The organism is Streptomyces botrytidirepellens (assembly GCF_003721215.1).
GTDB classification, from domain to species: Bacteria; Actinomycetota; Actinomycetes; order Streptomycetales; family Streptomycetaceae; genus Streptomyces; species Streptomyces himastatinicus.
The window spans coordinates 1-14,977 of sequence record NZ_RIBZ01000886.1; the positions used below are offsets into that span (position 1 = coordinate 1).

15 protein-coding genes are annotated in these 14,977 nt (G+C 71.7%); 6 read left to right on the forward strand and 9 right to left on the reverse strand.

All coding sequences use genetic code 11. The annotated features are described in order from the left end of the window. Positions 1-225: 225 nt before the first annotated feature. From EEJ42_RS49755 to EEJ42_RS51595, 3 genes are all read right to left on the reverse strand, one after another. Complete coding sequence (locus EEJ42_RS49755) at positions 226-1,077, reverse strand: sulfurtransferase (RefSeq protein WP_123108742.1); 852 nt, start codon at positions 1,075-1,077, stop codon at positions 226-228. Further along, a complete protein-coding gene (locus EEJ42_RS49760) occupies positions 1,074-1,808 on the reverse strand; it encodes an alpha/beta hydrolase (protein ID WP_184503647.1) in 735 nt (244 codons plus the stop codon). The genes EEJ42_RS49755 and EEJ42_RS49760 overlap by 4 nt, the downstream gene beginning before the upstream one ends. A gap of 224 nt (positions 1,809-2,032) precedes the next feature. Then, entirely contained in the window at positions 2,033-2,194 is a 162-nt protein-coding gene (locus tag EEJ42_RS51595; protein ID WP_184503648.1) for a hypothetical protein, read from the reverse strand. Positions 2,195-2,290: 96 nt separating this feature from the next. Here EEJ42_RS51595 and EEJ42_RS49765 point away from each other — a divergent pair, with 96 nt between their 5' ends. Then, a complete protein-coding gene (locus EEJ42_RS49765) occupies positions 2,291-3,172 on the forward strand; it encodes a LysR family transcriptional regulator (RefSeq protein ID WP_123108743.1) in 882 nt (293 codons plus the stop codon). Positions 3,173-3,194: 22 nt separating this feature from the next. Here EEJ42_RS49765 and EEJ42_RS49770 read toward each other — a convergent pair whose 3' ends face one another. Further along, positions 3,195-3,605, reverse strand: coding sequence for a DUF4395 domain-containing protein (locus tag EEJ42_RS49770; RefSeq protein ID WP_123108744.1), 411 nt, complete (start codon positions 3,603-3,605; stop codon positions 3,195-3,197). Positions 3,606-3,817: 212 nt separating this feature from the next. Here EEJ42_RS49770 and EEJ42_RS49775 point away from each other — a divergent pair, with 212 nt between their 5' ends. Then, positions 3,818-4,252 carry a TlpA family protein disulfide reductase gene (locus tag EEJ42_RS49775; RefSeq protein ID WP_123108804.1) on the forward strand — a complete coding sequence of 145 codons (435 nt, stop codon included), beginning with the start codon at positions 3,818-3,820 and terminating at the stop codon, positions 4,250-4,252. 10 nt (positions 4,253-4,262) lie between these two features. Here EEJ42_RS49775 and EEJ42_RS49780 read toward each other — a convergent pair whose 3' ends face one another. The 3 genes from EEJ42_RS49780 to EEJ42_RS49790 are packed head-to-tail and all read right to left on the reverse strand — an operon-like array spanning position 4,263 to position 6,816. Further along, a complete protein-coding gene (locus EEJ42_RS49780; protein ID WP_123108745.1) occupies positions 4,263-4,949 on the reverse strand; it encodes a 3-oxoacid CoA-transferase subunit B in 687 nt (228 codons plus the stop codon). Further along, positions 4,946-5,617 (reverse strand): 3-oxoacid CoA-transferase subunit A, encoded by a 672-nt coding sequence (locus tag EEJ42_RS49785; protein WP_123108746.1) that lies wholly within the window; start codon positions 5,615-5,617, stop codon positions 4,946-4,948. The genes EEJ42_RS49780 and EEJ42_RS49785 overlap by 4 nt, the downstream gene beginning before the upstream one ends. Then, entirely contained in the window at positions 5,614-6,816 is a 1,203-nt protein-coding gene (locus tag EEJ42_RS49790; RefSeq protein WP_123108747.1) for a thiolase family protein, read from the reverse strand. Before EEJ42_RS49790 ends, EEJ42_RS49785 begins: the two co-directional genes overlap by 4 nt. Before the next feature lie 83 nt (positions 6,817-6,899). On the opposite strand from EEJ42_RS49790, the gene EEJ42_RS49795 reads away from it, so the two are divergent. Both EEJ42_RS49795 and rph read left to right on the forward strand, forming a co-directional pair. Further along, entirely contained in the window at positions 6,900-7,787 is an 888-nt protein-coding gene (locus EEJ42_RS49795; RefSeq protein WP_123108748.1) for a LysR family transcriptional regulator, read from the forward strand. 183 nt (positions 7,788-7,970) lie between these two features. Then, positions 7,971-10,577 (forward strand): rifamycin-inactivating phosphotransferase, encoded by a 2,607-nt coding sequence (rph, locus tag EEJ42_RS49800; protein WP_123108749.1) that lies wholly within the window; start codon positions 7,971-7,973, stop codon positions 10,575-10,577. 45 nt (positions 10,578-10,622) lie between these two features. Here the strand turns inward: rph and EEJ42_RS49805 are convergent, their stop codons facing one another. Both EEJ42_RS49805 and EEJ42_RS49810 read right to left on the reverse strand, forming a co-directional pair. Then, positions 10,623-11,363, reverse strand: a complete 741-nt coding sequence (locus EEJ42_RS49805) for a VOC family protein (protein ID WP_123108750.1) — start codon at positions 11,361-11,363, stop codon at positions 10,623-10,625. Positions 11,364-11,444: 81 nt separating this feature from the next. Continuing rightward, complete coding sequence (locus EEJ42_RS49810) at positions 11,445-12,062, reverse strand: TetR/AcrR family transcriptional regulator (RefSeq protein ID WP_246098068.1); 618 nt, start codon at positions 12,060-12,062, stop codon at positions 11,445-11,447. A 226-nt stretch (positions 12,063-12,288) separates the two neighbouring features. Here EEJ42_RS49810 and EEJ42_RS49815 point away from each other — a divergent pair, with 226 nt between their 5' ends. Both EEJ42_RS49815 and EEJ42_RS49820 read left to right on the forward strand, forming a co-directional pair. Next, complete coding sequence (locus EEJ42_RS49815) at positions 12,289-13,470, forward strand: FAD-dependent monooxygenase (protein ID WP_123108752.1); 1,182 nt, start codon at positions 12,289-12,291, stop codon at positions 13,468-13,470. After that, the gene (locus EEJ42_RS49820; RefSeq protein ID WP_184503649.1) at positions 13,467-14,951 is read left to right on the forward strand and encodes an MFS transporter; all 1,485 of its coding nucleotides are present in this window, start codon (positions 13,467-13,469) and stop codon (positions 14,949-14,951) included. Before EEJ42_RS49815 ends, EEJ42_RS49820 begins: the two co-directional genes overlap by 4 nt. The last annotated feature ends 26 nt before the right edge of the window (positions 14,952-14,977 follow it).

The following is a 14,977-nucleotide window of genomic DNA, read 5'->3' on the forward strand; positions in this document are numbered from 1 at the left end:
CGCGGGACCCGGAGGCGGAGGCGGGGCCGGGTGCGCGCGGCGGTGGGTCGGGACGTCCGCGCCGCGGCGGGCTGGGCGGGCGGCGTCGGGTCCTTGGCCGCACCGGGGGGTGGTGGTGCGGACGTGCGCGGGGGCGGTGAGGCCCCGGACACGGAGGAGTGTGGGGAGGGCATGGTGCGGCCTCTCGGTCGGGAAGGGTTCAAGGAGGTGTGCGGGCGCGGCGGATCAGCCCGCCGCCGCACCCACGGCCGCGGGGCGCGTGGTGTCGGAGGACCAGGCGGACCAGGAGCCGGGGTAGAGCGCGGCCGTGATGCCGACGCGGGCCAGGGCCGCGACCGTGTGGGCGGCCGTGACGCCGGAGCCGCAGTAGACGCCGACCTCTGTCGTGCCGTCGGCGCCCAGCGCGGTGAAGCGCCGCGCGAGCTCCTCCACGCCGTGGAACGTGCCGTCCGGCGCCAGGTTGTCGCCCGTCGGGGCGGAGAGGGCGCCGGGGATGTGCCCGGCGCGCGGATCGACCGGTTCGGTCTCGCCCCGGTACCGCTCGGCCGCCCGCGCGTCCAGCAGGACGCCCGTACGGGCCACCTCGGCCGCCGCGTCGGCGTCCAGCACCGGCAGCTGCCCCGCGGCGAGGACGACGTCCCCCTCGGCCGGTGGGGCGGGCTCGCCCACCTCGACCGGCAGTCCGGCCGCGCGCCACGCGGCCAGCGCCCCGTCCAGCAGGGAGACCCGTTCGACCCCGGCCCACCGCAGCAGCCACCAGGCGCGGGCGGCGGCGGTGTTGCCGTTGTCGTCGTAGACCACCACCGGCCGACCGGGGCCAAGTCCCCAGCGGCGCGCGGCCCGCTGCAACGCGGCGGGGTCCGGCAGCGGATGGCGGCCGCGCTCCGGGGTGGGAGGAGCGGCGAGTTCGGTGTCCAGGTCGACGTAGACCGCGCCGGGGAGGTGTCCGGCGAGGTAGTGATCGTGGCCGTGCGGATCGCCGAGCCGCCACCGTACGTCCAGGACGACGGGCGCCGGATCGCCGTGGAACAGCCGGGAGTACAGCTCGGCCGGAGTGGTGAGGACGGGCTCGCTCATACGAGGTCCTCCGTGACGGCGATGGGTGCGAGACCGGAATCCAGCCGCAGCCGCTCCAGGAAGAGGACCACCGTGGCGGCGGCGGTGCGGTGGGTCACGTCGTTGAGGACGTCGTGCCGCGTGCCGGCCAGGCTCACCAGCTCAGCGCCGGGCAGGCCGCGGAACACGCCGCGGACCTCGTCGAGCGGGCTGACGGTGTCCTCGGCACCGTGCAGCCCGAGCACCGGAACGGAGATCCCGTCCGGCGTCGGCAACTCCGGCGCCGTGGGGGCCGCCAGGGCGCCGCGCCGGAACGCCGCGTCGTCGGTCAGCCTGCCCCGGTGGGTGGGGCAGGCGGTGCGCTGCTCCAGCTCGTCCTCCCAGTCCGAAGCGGCCGTTCCGGTGGGGTGCGGCCCGGTCGGCAGTCCGGCGAGGATCAGCGCGTCCAGCCCCGGGGTGCCGAGGGCGGCGAGCCGAGCCGCGTGGGACGCCCCGGTGTCGGAGCCGACCAGTACGCGGGGGCCCGGGTGCGTCTCGTCGCGCAGCAGCTTGGCGGCCGCCTCGGTGAGGGCCTCCGGGTCGGACGAGGCATCCCCCAGCGCACGGACGCGATAGCCGTCGGCGGAGATCCGGCGGCCGAACCGCTCGTACACACCGCCGTGTTCACCCCGCCCGGGGAGGAGCACGAGCGTGCCACGCGGGGCGATTCCCGCCGGTTCGTCCCAGGAGTGGACAGGCTGAGCAGAGGACATGAGAACTCGATTCATCGACAGCGGCGCCCGCCCGCACGAGCGAGGCGGAGCAGCCGCGGGGGCGCGGAGGCGCGGACGGGACAGGGGGGGGAGGCGAAGAGAGGAAACCGTCGCCGACGTTGCCGACGCGGAAGCGAGGAGACGAATAGGCGAGGGCCAAGACGGCCAACAGGCACGAAGACCGGCGGCGAGAACCGGCCGCGAGGGCCGGGAAGAGCTGTTGGTCAGCGACAGCGCATGGCGCCGGTGCGGCCGAAGTCGACCACGCGCCGCCGGGTCAGCCAGGCGCACCGGGCGCGGCACACCGCCGGTCCGGCGGCCGAAGGCCCGGATCCGGTGCGGGGCGTGTGCGGCCGACGGGCCGCCACGAGCGGTGTGCGTGGCATGACCTCAGGATGCACGAGCCCGGAGTCGGCCGTCCAACGATGATTTGCCATCAAAATCGATCGCGATCTGCGATCGATCGGTGCTAGCCTGCGCACATGCGGCCGGTACTGGACATCGTGGCGTTGCGCAGCCTCATCGCCGTCGCCGACTTCGGAGGCTTCCACCGCGCCGCCGACGCGCTCGCCCTCAGCCAATCCACCGTCAGCCAGCACATTCGGCGGCTGGAGAAGTCCCTGGGCCGCCCCGTCGTCGAACGCGACGGCAGGAAGACCCGGTTCACCACCCACGGCGCCCGACTGCTGGAAGAGGCCCAGCAGATCGTCGGCGCACACGACGCCGCCGTCCGTCGGCTCATGGGGGAGGACCGGCCCGACGCGGCCCCCGTCGTCATCGGCGCCACCGAACACGGCGCCGACCAGATCCTTCCCGTGCTCACCGCGGCCGTACGCGACACCCGGCCCGGCGCCGAGGTCCGTGTGCGCATCGACCGCTCGGCGCAGCTGACGGACGCCGTCGGACGAGGCGAACTCGATCTCGCCGTCTACGTCACCGAGGCGGCACAGGCCCCGGGCACCCCGGTGGGCGAACTGCCTCTGCGCTGGTACGCCGCCCCCGGCTGGGAACCACCCGCCGCCCCCGCCCCCTTGCCACTGGTCGCCATCAGCGACCCGTGCGTGATCCGCCGCCGCGCCCTGACGGCGCTCGCCTCCCAGCACACACCCGCCACCGTGGTCGCCGAGGCCGGATACCTCGCCGGGGTCCTGGACGCGGCCCGCGCCGGACTCGGCGCCGCCCTGCTCGCCATCCCCGGCAGCCCGTACCCCGACGGCCTCACGCCACGTCACGACCTCCCGGCCGTCCCCCCGGTCCGCCTCAGCGCCCGGGCCCGCGGCGGCTGCGACCCCGCCATGGTCCGGGCCACCGTCGAGGCGGTCCGTGCCCTGCTCACCTCCCGCGAGGCGGACACCTCGGTGTGAGCCGATGAGCCGAGGCGTGTGCTCAGGCGCTGCGGACGCGGCGGATGAGGACGTACATCTCGCACCCGAGGCAGTAGCCGAAGGCCGCGTTGAGAAAGGCCGCGGCCAGGGCGAGCCCGGTCGCGGCCATGCCCAGCCAGGGGGCGCCGCCGAGGTAGCCGACGGTGCCGACGATGCCGAAGACGGCGCCGACGCCCTGGGCGAAGCGGGGCGGCCGGGCGTCCTCCAGCTCACCCGGCGCGGAGAGCCTGGGCCGGAGGGCGACGCGGTACAGCCAGCCGTACGGGGAGTACCGCAAACCGGCCAACGCGCCGAGCGCGAACACCGCGGTTTGCGCGGCGAGCAGGACCCCGCTGCCGGTGATCAGTACGGCGCACAGGACGAGGGTGGTGAGCGCGGCGGCGAACCGGGGGCCGCGCGGGTCGATCTGCATGAGGGGAGACTCCGGAGGAGGAAGGGCTGTGATCGGGCCGGTGCGGGTGTCAGCGACAGCCGCTGGTCGTGACCCGGCAGAGGTCGACCACACGGCGGGTGGTCAGCCACAGCAGGCGGGGGGAGTCCATGGCGGTCATGGTAGTGGCGCGGAGTACCGGGAGGCGATGGCCGGATGGCGAGGACGAGTCCGGGCGGGTGCAGACTGGTCGCATGATCGGGTTGGCGGTGTGTGCCGCGGTGCTCCTGCTGGCGAGCGTCTTCGGGGTGGTGCGTGCGGCGCGCGGCGGGAGGTTCCGGCCGCGGCCGCGGGACGGCGCGGTGCGCCTGTCGGCGGCGGAGCTGGGGGCCGAACTGGGGGACCGGGCGACCCTGGTCCAGTTCTCCACCGCCGTCTGCGCGCCCTGTCGGCCGACGCGGCGGCTGCTCGCGGACATCGCCGGGACGATGCCGGGCACCGCGCATGTGGAGATCGACGCGGAGGAGCGGCTGGAGCTGGTCCGGCGGCTGGGCATCCTCCGGACGCCGACCGTGCTGGTGCTCGACCCGGCTGGTCGGGTCGTGAGCCGGGCGTCCGGGCAGCCCCGGCGCGCGGAGGTGCTGACGGCCCTCGACCGGGCGTCCGGGGCCTCCGGTTCCTCCTCGTGACCGAACTGGGTCAGCAGGCGGCCCCGTTCGCCGGTGCGAGCGGTACGTCGAGGCGTGCCGCGAGGTCGTCGTAGGTGATGCCGAACGTTTCGAGCACGGTGGCGCCTCCGGGGCCGAGACGGAAGGTCGCGAGGTCGGTGTAGACGCGGTCGACACATCCCAGCCCGGTCAGCGGATAACCGCACTCCCTCACCAGTTTGGGCGAGCCGTCCTTCGCGAAGAGCGACATCATGACGAACACCTTCTTGGCGCCGATCGCGAGATCCATCGCACCCCCGACGGCGGGGATCGCGTCGGGCGCGCCGGTGTGCCAGTTGGCCAGGTCCCCGGTGGCCGAGACCTGGAACGCGCCGAGCACGCACACGTCGAGGTGGCCGCCGCGCATCATCGCGAAGGAGTCGGCGTGATGGAAGTAGGCCGCTCCCGGCAGCTCGGTGACCGGGATCTTCCCCGCGTTGGTGAGGTCGGGGTCCACCTCGCCGGGCTTGGCCGCGGGGCCCATGTTGAGCAGGCCGTTCTCGGTGTGCAGCACCACCCCCGATCCGTCGGGGAGGTGGTCGGCGACCCGCGTCGGCTGGCCGATGCCCAGGTTGACGTAGGAGCCGTGCGGGATGTCGCGCGCCACGATGGCGGCCATCTCGTCCTTGCCCAGCGGCCCCCGGTCGGGGTTCTCCACGAGTGAGCTGGTCGGGTTCATGCGGCCGCCTCCGTCCGCACGATGCGGTCGACGTAGATGCTCGGGGTCACGACGGTCTCCGGGTCGAGGGCACCGGTCTCCACGATGTCGCGGACCTGTGCCACGACCGTGGTCGCGGCGGTGGCCATGACCGGTCCGAAGTTGCGGGCGGTCTTGCGGTAGACGAGGTTGCCCATCCGGTCGGCCGTGTGGGCGCCGATCAGGGCGACGTCGCCCTTGATGGGGTACTCGAGCACGTAGGTGCGGCCGTCTATCTCGCGGGTCTCCTTGCCCTCGGCGAGGGGCGTACCGACGCCCGTGGGGCAGAAGAACGCGCCGATACCGGCACCGGCCGCGCGCATCCGTTCGGCCAGGGTTCCCTGTGGCACGACTTCGAGCTCGATCCGTCCCTCGCGGTAGAGCCGGTCGAAGACCCAGGAGTCGGACTGGCGGGGGAAGGAGCACACGATCCGGCGCACCCGTCCCTTGTCCAGCAGGGCGGCCAGCCCGGTGTCGCCGTTGCCCGCGTTGTTCGACACCACGGTCAGATCGCCCGCGCCCTGCCGGATGAGCGCGTCGATCAGCTCGACCGGCATGCCCGCCATGCCGAACCCACCGACCAGCACCGTCGAGCCGTCGCTGATCCCGGCCACGGCCTCATCGGCATCCGTACACACCTGAACGGTCATCGTGTCTGCTCCGCAACGTTCTCCAGGACGACCGCCAGGGCCTGTCCGACACCGATACAGATCGCGGCGACGCCCCACCGCTTCCCCGACGCGCGCAGCCGCGCGGCGAGCGTGCCCAGGATCCGACCGCCGGAGGCGCCGAGGGGATGGCCGATGGCGATCGCACCGCCCTTGGTGTTCACGATGGCCGGATCGATCTTCCAGGCGTCCACGCAGGCCAGCGACTGAACGGCGAAGGCTTCGTTGAGTTCGACCGCGGACACGTCCGACCAGGAGATCCCTGCCCGCCTCAGGGCCCGTTCGGCCGCCTCGACCGGCGCGAAGCCGAACATCTGCGGCTCCAGCGCCGATACCCCGCGGCCCGCTATCCGGGCCAGCGGCGCGAGGCCGATGCGCGACGCCGCGTCCTCCGAGCCGATCAGCACGGCGGACGCGCCGTCGTTGAGGGGCGAGGCGTTTCCGGCGGTGATGACGCCGTCGGGGCGGAACGCGGGCTTGAGACCGGCCAGCTTCTGCGGTGTCGATCCGGGGCGGATGCCCTCGTCGCGGGCGAGTTGGACCTCGCCGTCCAGCACGACGGGCACCACCAGGTCGTCGTAGAAACCCGCGTTCCAGGCGTCGTCGGCGAGGTGGTGCGAGTGGGCGGCGAACGCGTCCTGCCGTTCCCGGTCGATGGCGAACCGCTCGGCCAGCTGCTCGTTCGCCTCGCCCAGGGAGACGGTCCACTCCTTCGGCATGCGCTCGTTGACCAGCCGCCACCCCAGGGTCGTCGACACGGCGGTCACATGACCGGCGGGGAAGGCGCGTGACGGCTTCGGCAGCACCCACGGCGCCCGCGTCATCGACTCCACTCCGCCGGTGAGGACGATGTCGGCGTCACCGCTCTCGACGGCACACGAGCCGATGATCGCCGCGTCCAGCGAGGAGCCGCAGAGGCGGTTGACGGTCGTGGCGGGCACCGAGGTCGGCAGCCCCGCCAGCAGGACCGCCATCCGGCCGACGTTACGGTTCTCCTCGCCCGCGCCGTTGGCGTTGCCCCAGACCACGTCGCCGATCAGGGCCGGGTCGAGCGACGGCGCCTTGGCCAGGGCCCCGGAGACGGCGACCGCGGCGAGATCGTCGGGCCGCACCTCGGCGAGCGCTCCACCGAACCGCCCGAACGGCGTTCTCGCTGCTGTGTAGACGAAGCTGGCAACCATGGGACTCAACGTAGGTCCCGGGATTGATCTAATCCAGTATCCAGTTCCGCTCGATTAATCAGCCGCAGAGATAAGCTGAGGTCATGGAACTCCGGCAGGTCCGCTACTTCCTCGCTCTGGCCGAGGAATGCCACTTCGGCCGCGCCGCCCAGCGCCTGCACGTGGCCCAGTCCGCCCTCTCCCAGCAGCTCAAGCAGCTGGAGCGAGAACTCGGGACCACGCTCTTCACCCGCTCCACGCGGCGCGTGGAGCTCACCGAGGCAGGCCGCCACCTGGTCACCCACGCACGGTCGATCGTGGAGGAGGTGGAGCGGGCCAAGGACCAGATGGCACTGCTCGCCACCGGCCGGACCGGACGCGTGTCCATCGGCTTCGTCGGAACCGCCACCTACGACGTCCTGCCGCGGATCGCCCGTACGGTACGGGCACAGCTGCCGGGCGTGTCCTTGGAGCTGCGCGGTGAGCTGCTCAACCCCGAACTGGTCGAAGGACTGCTCCACGGCACCTACGACCTCGCCCTGGTGCGCACCGACACCCCGGTGGACGCCGCCGTCGAGGTCACCACCCTCCGGTCCGAACGCCTGGTGGCCGTCCTGCCCACCGGACATCCGCTGGCGGACCGCCACGAGGTCCCCCTCGCGGCCCTCGCCGACGAGCCGATCGTCGTCCATCCGTCCCGCGACCGTTCCTCCATGCACGGCCGGGTCCTCGCCGCCTGCGCCCGCGCGGGCTTCGAACCCTCCGCCCTGGTCGAGGTCGGTGAGACGGCGACCCTGGTCGTGTTCGTCGCCGCGGGCCACGGCGTCGCCCTGGTCCCGGAGTCCGTACAGAGCCTCCGCCTCGACGGCGTGACCTACCTGCCGCTCGTCGAGACCGAAACCGTCGACCTGGGGCTGGCACGCCGAGCGGACCAGAACTCGGCGGCGACGGATCAGGTCGCGGCGGTCATCGAGGCGTGCGTCAGAAGCTGAGCGGCCAATTGACGACGGTGTGGGGCGCGCGTCAGTTCCAGCGGACGGCACACAACAAAGGCAAGGAGATCGCTCTCCTTGCCACTCTCAAGTTATAGCGCGATGGGGGGCTTGCGGCAAGACCCGGGTCGCGGCGCAGAATCGTCGGCCGAGACCACAACCTGCGGAAATGGGGGGCACGACGTGCAGTACGTGCGGAATCTTCAAGAGGTGGACGAGACGCAGGTCGCGGTCGTCGGCGGCAAGGGCGCGCACCTGGGCGGGCTGTCGCGGATCGACGGCATCCGCGTGCCGGGTGGCTTCTGCGTGACGACGGACGCCTTCCGGCGGATCATGGCGGAAGCGCCGTCGATCGACGATCAGCTCGATCAGCTGTCGCGCGTGAACCCGGACGACCGGGAGGCGATCCGCACGCTCAGCGCGCAGATCCGCCGGACCATCGAAGGGATCGTCATCCCGGGCGATCTCGCGGGGGCGATCACCCGCGCGCTCGCCCGGCTCGGCGAGCAGGCCGCCTGCGCCGTCCGGTCCAGCGCGACGGCTGAGGACCTGCCGACGGCCTCCTTCGCCGGCCAGCAGGACACGTACCTGAACGTCGTGGGGCCGGAGGCGATCCTCCAGCACGTCAGCCGGTGCTGGGCCTCGCTGTTCACCGAGCGGGCCGTGACCTACCGTCGGCGGAACGGCATCGACCACCGTACGGTCCACATGGCCGTGGTCGTGCAGCAGATGGTCTTCCCGCACGCGGCCGGCATCCTGTTCACGGCCGACCCCGTCACGGGCAACCGGAAAGTCGCCACCGTGGACGCCGGTTTCGGCCTCGGCGAGGCCCTGGTCTCCGGCCTGGTGAACCCGGACGTCTTCACGGTGCGACACGGCGAAGTCGTCGCCAAGACGATCGCCGCCAAACAGCGTGCCGTTCACGCCCTGCCGACCGGCGGTACGGAGGAAGTGGCGATCGACTCGCAGCGGCAGGAGCAACCGGCACTGACGGATGCGCAGGTCGTGCGGCTCGTACAGCTCGGGCGGCGGATCGAAGCGCACTTCGGCCGCCCGCAGGACATCGAATGGTGCCTGGTCGACGACGACTTCCGGATCGTTCAGAGCCGGCCGATCACGACGCTGTTCCCCGTCCCCGAGACCGGCGACCAGGAGAATCACGTCTACGTCTCCGTCGGCCATCAGCAGATGATGACCGACCCCATGAAGCCCCTGGGGCTCTCCATGTGGCAGCTGACGGCCATGGCTCCGATGCACACGGCCGGCGGCAGGCTGTTCGTCGACGTCACCCGGCGCCTGGCCTCGCCCGCGAGCCGCGCGGGCCTCCTGGACCTCATGGGGCGAGGCGATCCGCTGGTCAGGGACGCGCTGGAGACCGTCCTCGACCGCGACGACTTCGTCCCGTCGCTCCCGGACGCGGGTCCCGGCGGGCCGCCCGCCGGCGGTGGGCCCGCCCCGATCGCGACCGATCCGGCCATCGTCACCGAGCTGATCGAGCGCAGCCAGGCTTCCATCGCCGCCCTGGAGCGCGACATCCGGACGAAGACCGGACCGGCGCTGTTCGACTTCCTGCTGGAGGCCTTCGAGGAGCACAAGCGCGTCCTCAGCGATCCGCTGAGCTTTCAGGTGATCATGGCGGGGATGGAGGCCACGTGGTGGCTCAACGACCAGCTTCAGGAGTGGCTGGGCGAGAAGAACGCGGCTGACACGCTCACGCTGTCCGCCCCCGACAACATCACGTCGGAGATGGGACTGGCGCTGCTCGATGTCGCGGACGTGATCCGTCCGCATCCGGAGGTGGTGGCGTTCCTCCAGGGCGTCGAGGACGAGGGCTTCCTGGACGAGCTGCCGAAGCTCGCGGGCGGGACCGAAGCACGCGACGCCATCGAGACCTACCTCGACCGGTACGGCATGCGCTGCGTCGGCGAGATCGACATCACGAGGCCCCGTTGGCGCGAACGCCCCGCCACGCTCGTCCCCGTGATCCTCGACAACGTCAGGAACTTCGAGCCCGGCGCCGCCGAACGGCGCTTCGAGGAAGGGCGGCAGAAGGCGCAGAAGAAGGAACAGGACGTGCTGTCGCGCTTGCGGGCCCTGCCGGACGGAGACCGGAAAGCCGACGAGGCCAAGCGGATGATCGACCGGGTCCGCACCTTCATCGGGTACCGGGAGTACCCGAAGTACGGCATCGTCAGCCGCTACTTCGTCTACAAGCAGGCCCTGCTGGCGGAGGCCGGGCGCCTCGTGCGGGCAGGCGTGCTTCCTGAGAAGGAGGACGTCTTCTACCTCACGTTCCAGGAACTCCACGACGTCGTGCGCTCGAACCAGGTGGACGACCGGCTCATCCAACAGCGCAAGGACGCGTTCCGGTCGTACCAGGCGCTCACACCGCCCCGGGTGCTCACCTCGGACGGCGAGGCCGTCACCGGGGCGTACCGGCGCGACGACGTGCCGTCAGGCGCCCTGATCGGCCTCCCGGTTTCCGCCGGGACCATCGAGGGGAGGGCCCGCGTCATCCTCGACATGGCGGAGGCCGATCTCGAGGCGGGCGACATCCTCGTCACGTCCTTCACGGACCCCAGCTGGTCGCCGCTGTTCGTCGGCATCACGGGCCTGGTGACGGAGGTGGGTGGCCTGATGACCCATGGCGCGGTGATCGCCCGCGAGTACGGCTTGCCGGCCGTCGTGGGCGTGGAGCAGGCCACCCGGCTGATCCGGGACGGGCAGCGGATCCGCGTGCACGGCACCGACGGGTACGTCGAGATCCTGCCAACGCCAAGCAGTTCATGACCATCCCATGACCGCCGTGTGTCGGGGTGTCGTCAAGGCTCCGCGTCAGGACGGGGCGAGGACGCAGAACTCGTGACCCTCCGGGTCGGCCAGGCACGTCCATGGGACGTCGCCCTGGCCGACGTCGAGGTCGGTGGCGCCGAGGGCCCGCAGCCGGGCCACCTCCGCTGCCTTGTCGTCACCGGGATACGGCAGCAGGTCAAGATGAACGCGGTCCGGCACGGTCTTCGCGCCGGGCGTGCGGAGGAACTCGAGATGCGGACGGACACCCTTGGCGGAGCGCAACACCGCCTGTTCGTCGGTCACCTCGTGCAGGGTCCAGTCCATCGCCTCACCCCAGAACCGGGCCATGGCCCGCGGATCCGCGCAGTCGACCACCACCCGGGCGATCGGCCCCGTGTCCCGGTAGATCTCCCGAGGCTCCAGCACGCAGAACTCGTTGCCCTCCGGGTCGGCGAGGACCGTCCACGGCACGTTGCCCTGGCCCACGTCGGCGGGCGTCGCGCCGAGATCCTGGAGACGCGCCACCAACTCCGCCTGATGGGCCGCGGAGGTGGTGGCGAGATCGAGGTGCACACGGTTCTTTGTTGCGGTCTTGAGTTCCGGGACGGGAACGATATCGATGCAGACGGCGACCGGGTCCGGCCAGACCAGGCTGCCGACGGGTGCCACGTAGGTGGTCACGCCGGGTCGGAAAACGCTCCAGCCGAGCGCCTCCGCCCAGAACCGGCCGACCGCCAAGCCATCAAGAGCCTTTATGTTCACCTGAACAGGTCGCAGTGCCATGCGGGCGATCCTATTGCCGCGCTGAGCGCGGACATGACGGGCGCCCCGGCCTTCGGCTGAACGGTGCGGCCAGGGCGTTGCTCAGGCGTGCGGTGCCGTGGCCCGGATGCCGGCGAGCACGACGCCGACGATGCGCTCCGCGTCCGTGCGGGTGAACGGGCGCATGCCGCGGTTGACGATGAGGTGCACCGGGCCGGAGATCATCTCGCCGAGGAAGGAGCTGTCGACCGGGGGGAGTTCGCCCCGGTCGACGGCGGTGTCCACCCGCCGCCGCATGGCGGCCACGCGCTGGTCGAGGATCTTGGTCAGCGCCTTGACGGTGGCGCTGTGGCGGGCGGGCTGGATGGCCTGTTCGAGCGTCCGGCCGAACGGCGTTTCCAGTCCACCGGCCAGGGCCAGTATGAAGTCCACCAGGTCCCGGTGGATGTCGCCGGTGTCGGCGACCGAGGCGAGATCCTCGGCGTAGCGCAGCAGGGCTTCGACCACCAGCTCCTCGCGGTCGGGCCAGTTGCGGTAGACGCTGGTCTTGTGCACGCCGGCGAACTCGGCGACCTCCTCGTAGCGGAAGCCCGCGATGCCATCGCGCGCCACGAGTTCGACGGTCGCGGCGAGGATCTGCGCTCTCACCCGCGCGTTGCGGCCACCGGGGCGCCGTGCGGGCGGCCGGTCAGCGGTCCCGTCGGCCATCGCCGCGCTCACCTCCTGTTTTCTCCTCGGGTGCCGATTGTCGTCAGGTGCGGCGTTGCGGTGCAAGCCGGTGGTAAGTAAGCTCGCTAAAAGCGACAGATTGTTTCTTTAAGTATCGGGTTGCCGCGGCCGCGGCCTGCCCGCCGGCCGCACCGCTCCGTGGATTCCGCCTGCCCGACCGGCGAGCGGCGGCCGATCCGATCCGCACGCCCACCTCAGCGAAACCTGGAGCGCACACGTGAAGATCCTTGTCTCCGGAGCCGGTATCGCCGGGCTCGCCTGCGCACGTGAGCTCGGCACCCGCGGCCACGACGTCACCGTCGTCGAGTACGCCCGCCACCTCCGGCTCACCGGCACACCCATCGACGTCCGCGGTGATGCCATCGGGACCGCGGACAGGATGGGACTGCTCGCGAAGATCCAGAAGCAACGCATCCGGATGTCCGAGCTCACCCAGTTCGTCGACAGCGACGGCGAGCCGGTGGCGCGGATCCCGATGGCGGAGATCAGCGACTCCGACGACGACATCGAGCTCCTCCGCGAGGACCTCGTGCGCATCCTCGCCGATGCGCTCCCGGACACCGCGACGATCCGCTTCGGCGACTCGATCGAGGCACTGACCGACGGCGACAGCGACGGCGGCAACGGCGGCGGCAACGACGGCGGCGGCGTCGACGTGCGTTTCGCGTCGGGCCGCACCGGGCGGTACGACCTGGTGCTCGGTGCCGACGGCCAGCACTCCGCGGTCCGCAGGCTGGTGTTCGGGCCCGAGGAGGACTACCTCCGGCACCTCGGTGTCTACCTGGCCCTCGCCGACCATCCCGGCGAGGCGCGATCCGAGGGCGCCAACTCGATATACAACGTCCCCAGCCGGATGGCAGGCATCTTCCGGTACAAGGGCAAGGCCGTTGCGGTCTTCCAGTTCCGCTCGGAACCGATCGACTACGACCACCACGACCTGGACGCCCAGAAGAAGATCCTCATCGAGGCCTTCGCGGGCCACCGGTCGTGGCGGATCCCGGAGCTGCTCGACGCGGCCCGCGCCGATCCCGGTTTCTTCCTCACCTCCGCGAGCCAGATCCATATGCCCTCCTGGCACCGCGGCCGCGTCGTCCTCGTCGGGGACGCCGGATACAGCCCGGCCTTCCTGTCCGGCCGGGGCACCTCACTCGCGCTCACCGGCGCCCGCTTTCTCGCCGAAGAACTTCAGCGGTGCGGCCATGACCACGCCGCCGCGTTCGCACGGTACGAGGCCCGGCAGCGCCCCTACGTCACGTTCGCCCAGGACCGTGTCCACAGCGGTCGCGACCGCATGCTGCCGACCACCTGGGCCGCCATTGCCGCCCGCAACAAGGCGCTGCAAGCACCCGGCACCGCTCCGGGACCTGACCCTCGACGCGCTGGAGAGAACGCACAGTGAAAGACACGCTGGAAAAGCCCGCCCCGGGCGCCCGAGAGCACCACTGGAGCAAGCGGCTCGTCCTCTGGGCGGCCGTTCTCACCCTCGCCAACGTCCTGGCCGACGTGGTCATCGGCTCGCCCATGATGGTCCTGCCCCAGTTACTGGAGCACTTCGACACCGACCAGGCCGCGTGGCTGAACGCGAGCGCGATGCTGGCCGGGGCCATCTGGTCGCCGCTGCTCGCGAAGAGTTCCGACATCTTCGGCAAGCGCCGGATACTCATCGGCACGCTGCTCCTCGCCTGCGCAGGAGCGCTGGTCTGCCTCGTCGCCCCCAACGTCTGGATCTTCCTGGCGGGGCGCTTCCTCCAAGGCGCCGCCTTCGCCGCGGTCTTCATCACGGTGGCCCTCGCACGCCAGATCTGCACCCCGGGGGTGGCGATGGCCTTGGTCGGGCTCGTGACGTCCGGCTCGTCGCTCGTCGGAATCATCGAGCCGTTCCTGATGCAGCCGGTCATCGATGTGTTCGGCTACCGGAGCGTGTTCGTCGTGGCGGCGCTGCTCGCCGCCGCTGCCGCGCTCTGCGTGCGTTCCTTCATCCCGGAGTCGCCGGTCCGCGGCACCGGCCGGATCGACGTGGGCGGGGCGCTCCTGCTCGGCGGCGGTCTCGGTGCGGTGCTCGCCTACACCAGCCTCGGAAGTGACCTCGGATGGCTGTCCGGGGGCATGATCGCGCTGCTGGCCGCCGGTGCCGCCGTGTTGGCCGGCTGGGCGTTCCGCGGGCTGCGGGTCGACGAACCCATCATCGACATCCGGGCCCTCAGCCGCCCGATCCTGCTGACGCTGCTGGCCCTGGTCCTGGCGGCAGGCTCCTTCCGGAGCATGCTGCAACTGACGGGCATCATCGCCCAGGTGCCCCCCGACCTGGGGCTCGGTTACGGGCTGGGCGACGGAGAGGCGGTCGCAGTGCTGCTCGCCACGCCCAACGTCGGCATCGTCATCGGCGGCACGTGCGCCGGATGGATCGCGGGGCGGTTCGGTCCCGCACTGCCCCTCCTCGGCGGCATCGCCGTCGGGATCGTGGCGACGTTCGCGATGCTGGCGGGCGTATCAGTGCTCCCCCTGGCGATCGCCTGCGGCGCCCTGCTCGGCATGGCCGCCGGCGCGATCGGGGCCTCCGGCTACAACCTGGCGACCAGCATCGAAGCGCCCGAGCGGCAGGGCACGATCGCCGGTCTGGTGTCGGTCGTGCTCGCCGTCGGCTCGGTCGTCTTCAACATCGCGGGCGGCGAGGTGCTCAAAGCGACCCTTGTTCCCGAGACCTTTGCCGACGGCGCCCCGGTGAGCTCGGCGACCGGCGTGTACCTCTACGTCGCGATGGCGGGAGTGCTCTTCGTCCTCGCCGCGGTGCCCGCGCTCATGCTGGCACGCAACCGGCCCGCCGCGCCGACCCTGCCCGGGGCGCCGCAGCGTTCGGGTTCGCCTGCGGTCCGCCGGTAAACGACGCTCGCTTACCCGCGGGGTAA

Coding starts and splice junctions, on each gene's coding strand:
- EEJ42_RS49755 (WP_123108742.1), bottom strand. CDS start 1,077: ATGAGCGAGCCCGTCCTCACCACTCCGGCCGAGCTGTACTCCCGGCTG.
- EEJ42_RS49760 (WP_184503647.1), bottom strand. CDS start 1,808: ATGTCCTCTGCTCAGCCTGTCCACTCCTGGGACGAACCGGCGGGAATC.
- EEJ42_RS51595 (WP_184503648.1), bottom strand. CDS start 2,194: ATGCCACGCACACCGCTCGTGGCGGCCCGTCGGCCGCACACGCCCCGC.
- EEJ42_RS49765 (WP_123108743.1), top strand. CDS start 2,291: ATGCGGCCGGTACTGGACATCGTGGCGTTGCGCAGCCTCATCGCCGTC.
- EEJ42_RS49770 (WP_123108744.1), bottom strand. CDS start 3,605: ATGCAGATCGACCCGCGCGGCCCCCGGTTCGCCGCCGCGCTCACCACC.
- EEJ42_RS49775 (WP_123108804.1), top strand. CDS start 3,818: ATGATCGGGTTGGCGGTGTGTGCCGCGGTGCTCCTGCTGGCGAGCGTC.
- EEJ42_RS49780 (WP_123108745.1), bottom strand. CDS start 4,949: ATGAACCCGACCAGCTCACTCGTGGAGAACCCCGACCGGGGGCCGCTG.
- EEJ42_RS49785 (WP_123108746.1), bottom strand. CDS start 5,617: ATGACCGTTCAGGTGTGTACGGATGCCGATGAGGCCGTGGCCGGGATC.
- EEJ42_RS49790 (WP_123108747.1), bottom strand. CDS start 6,816: ATGGTTGCCAGCTTCGTCTACACAGCAGCGAGAACGCCGTTCGGGCGG.
- EEJ42_RS49795 (WP_123108748.1), top strand. CDS start 6,900: ATGGAACTCCGGCAGGTCCGCTACTTCCTCGCTCTGGCCGAGGAATGC.
- EEJ42_RS49805 (WP_123108750.1), bottom strand. CDS start 11,363: ATGGCACTGCGACCTGTTCAGGTGAACATAAAGGCTCTTGATGGCTTG.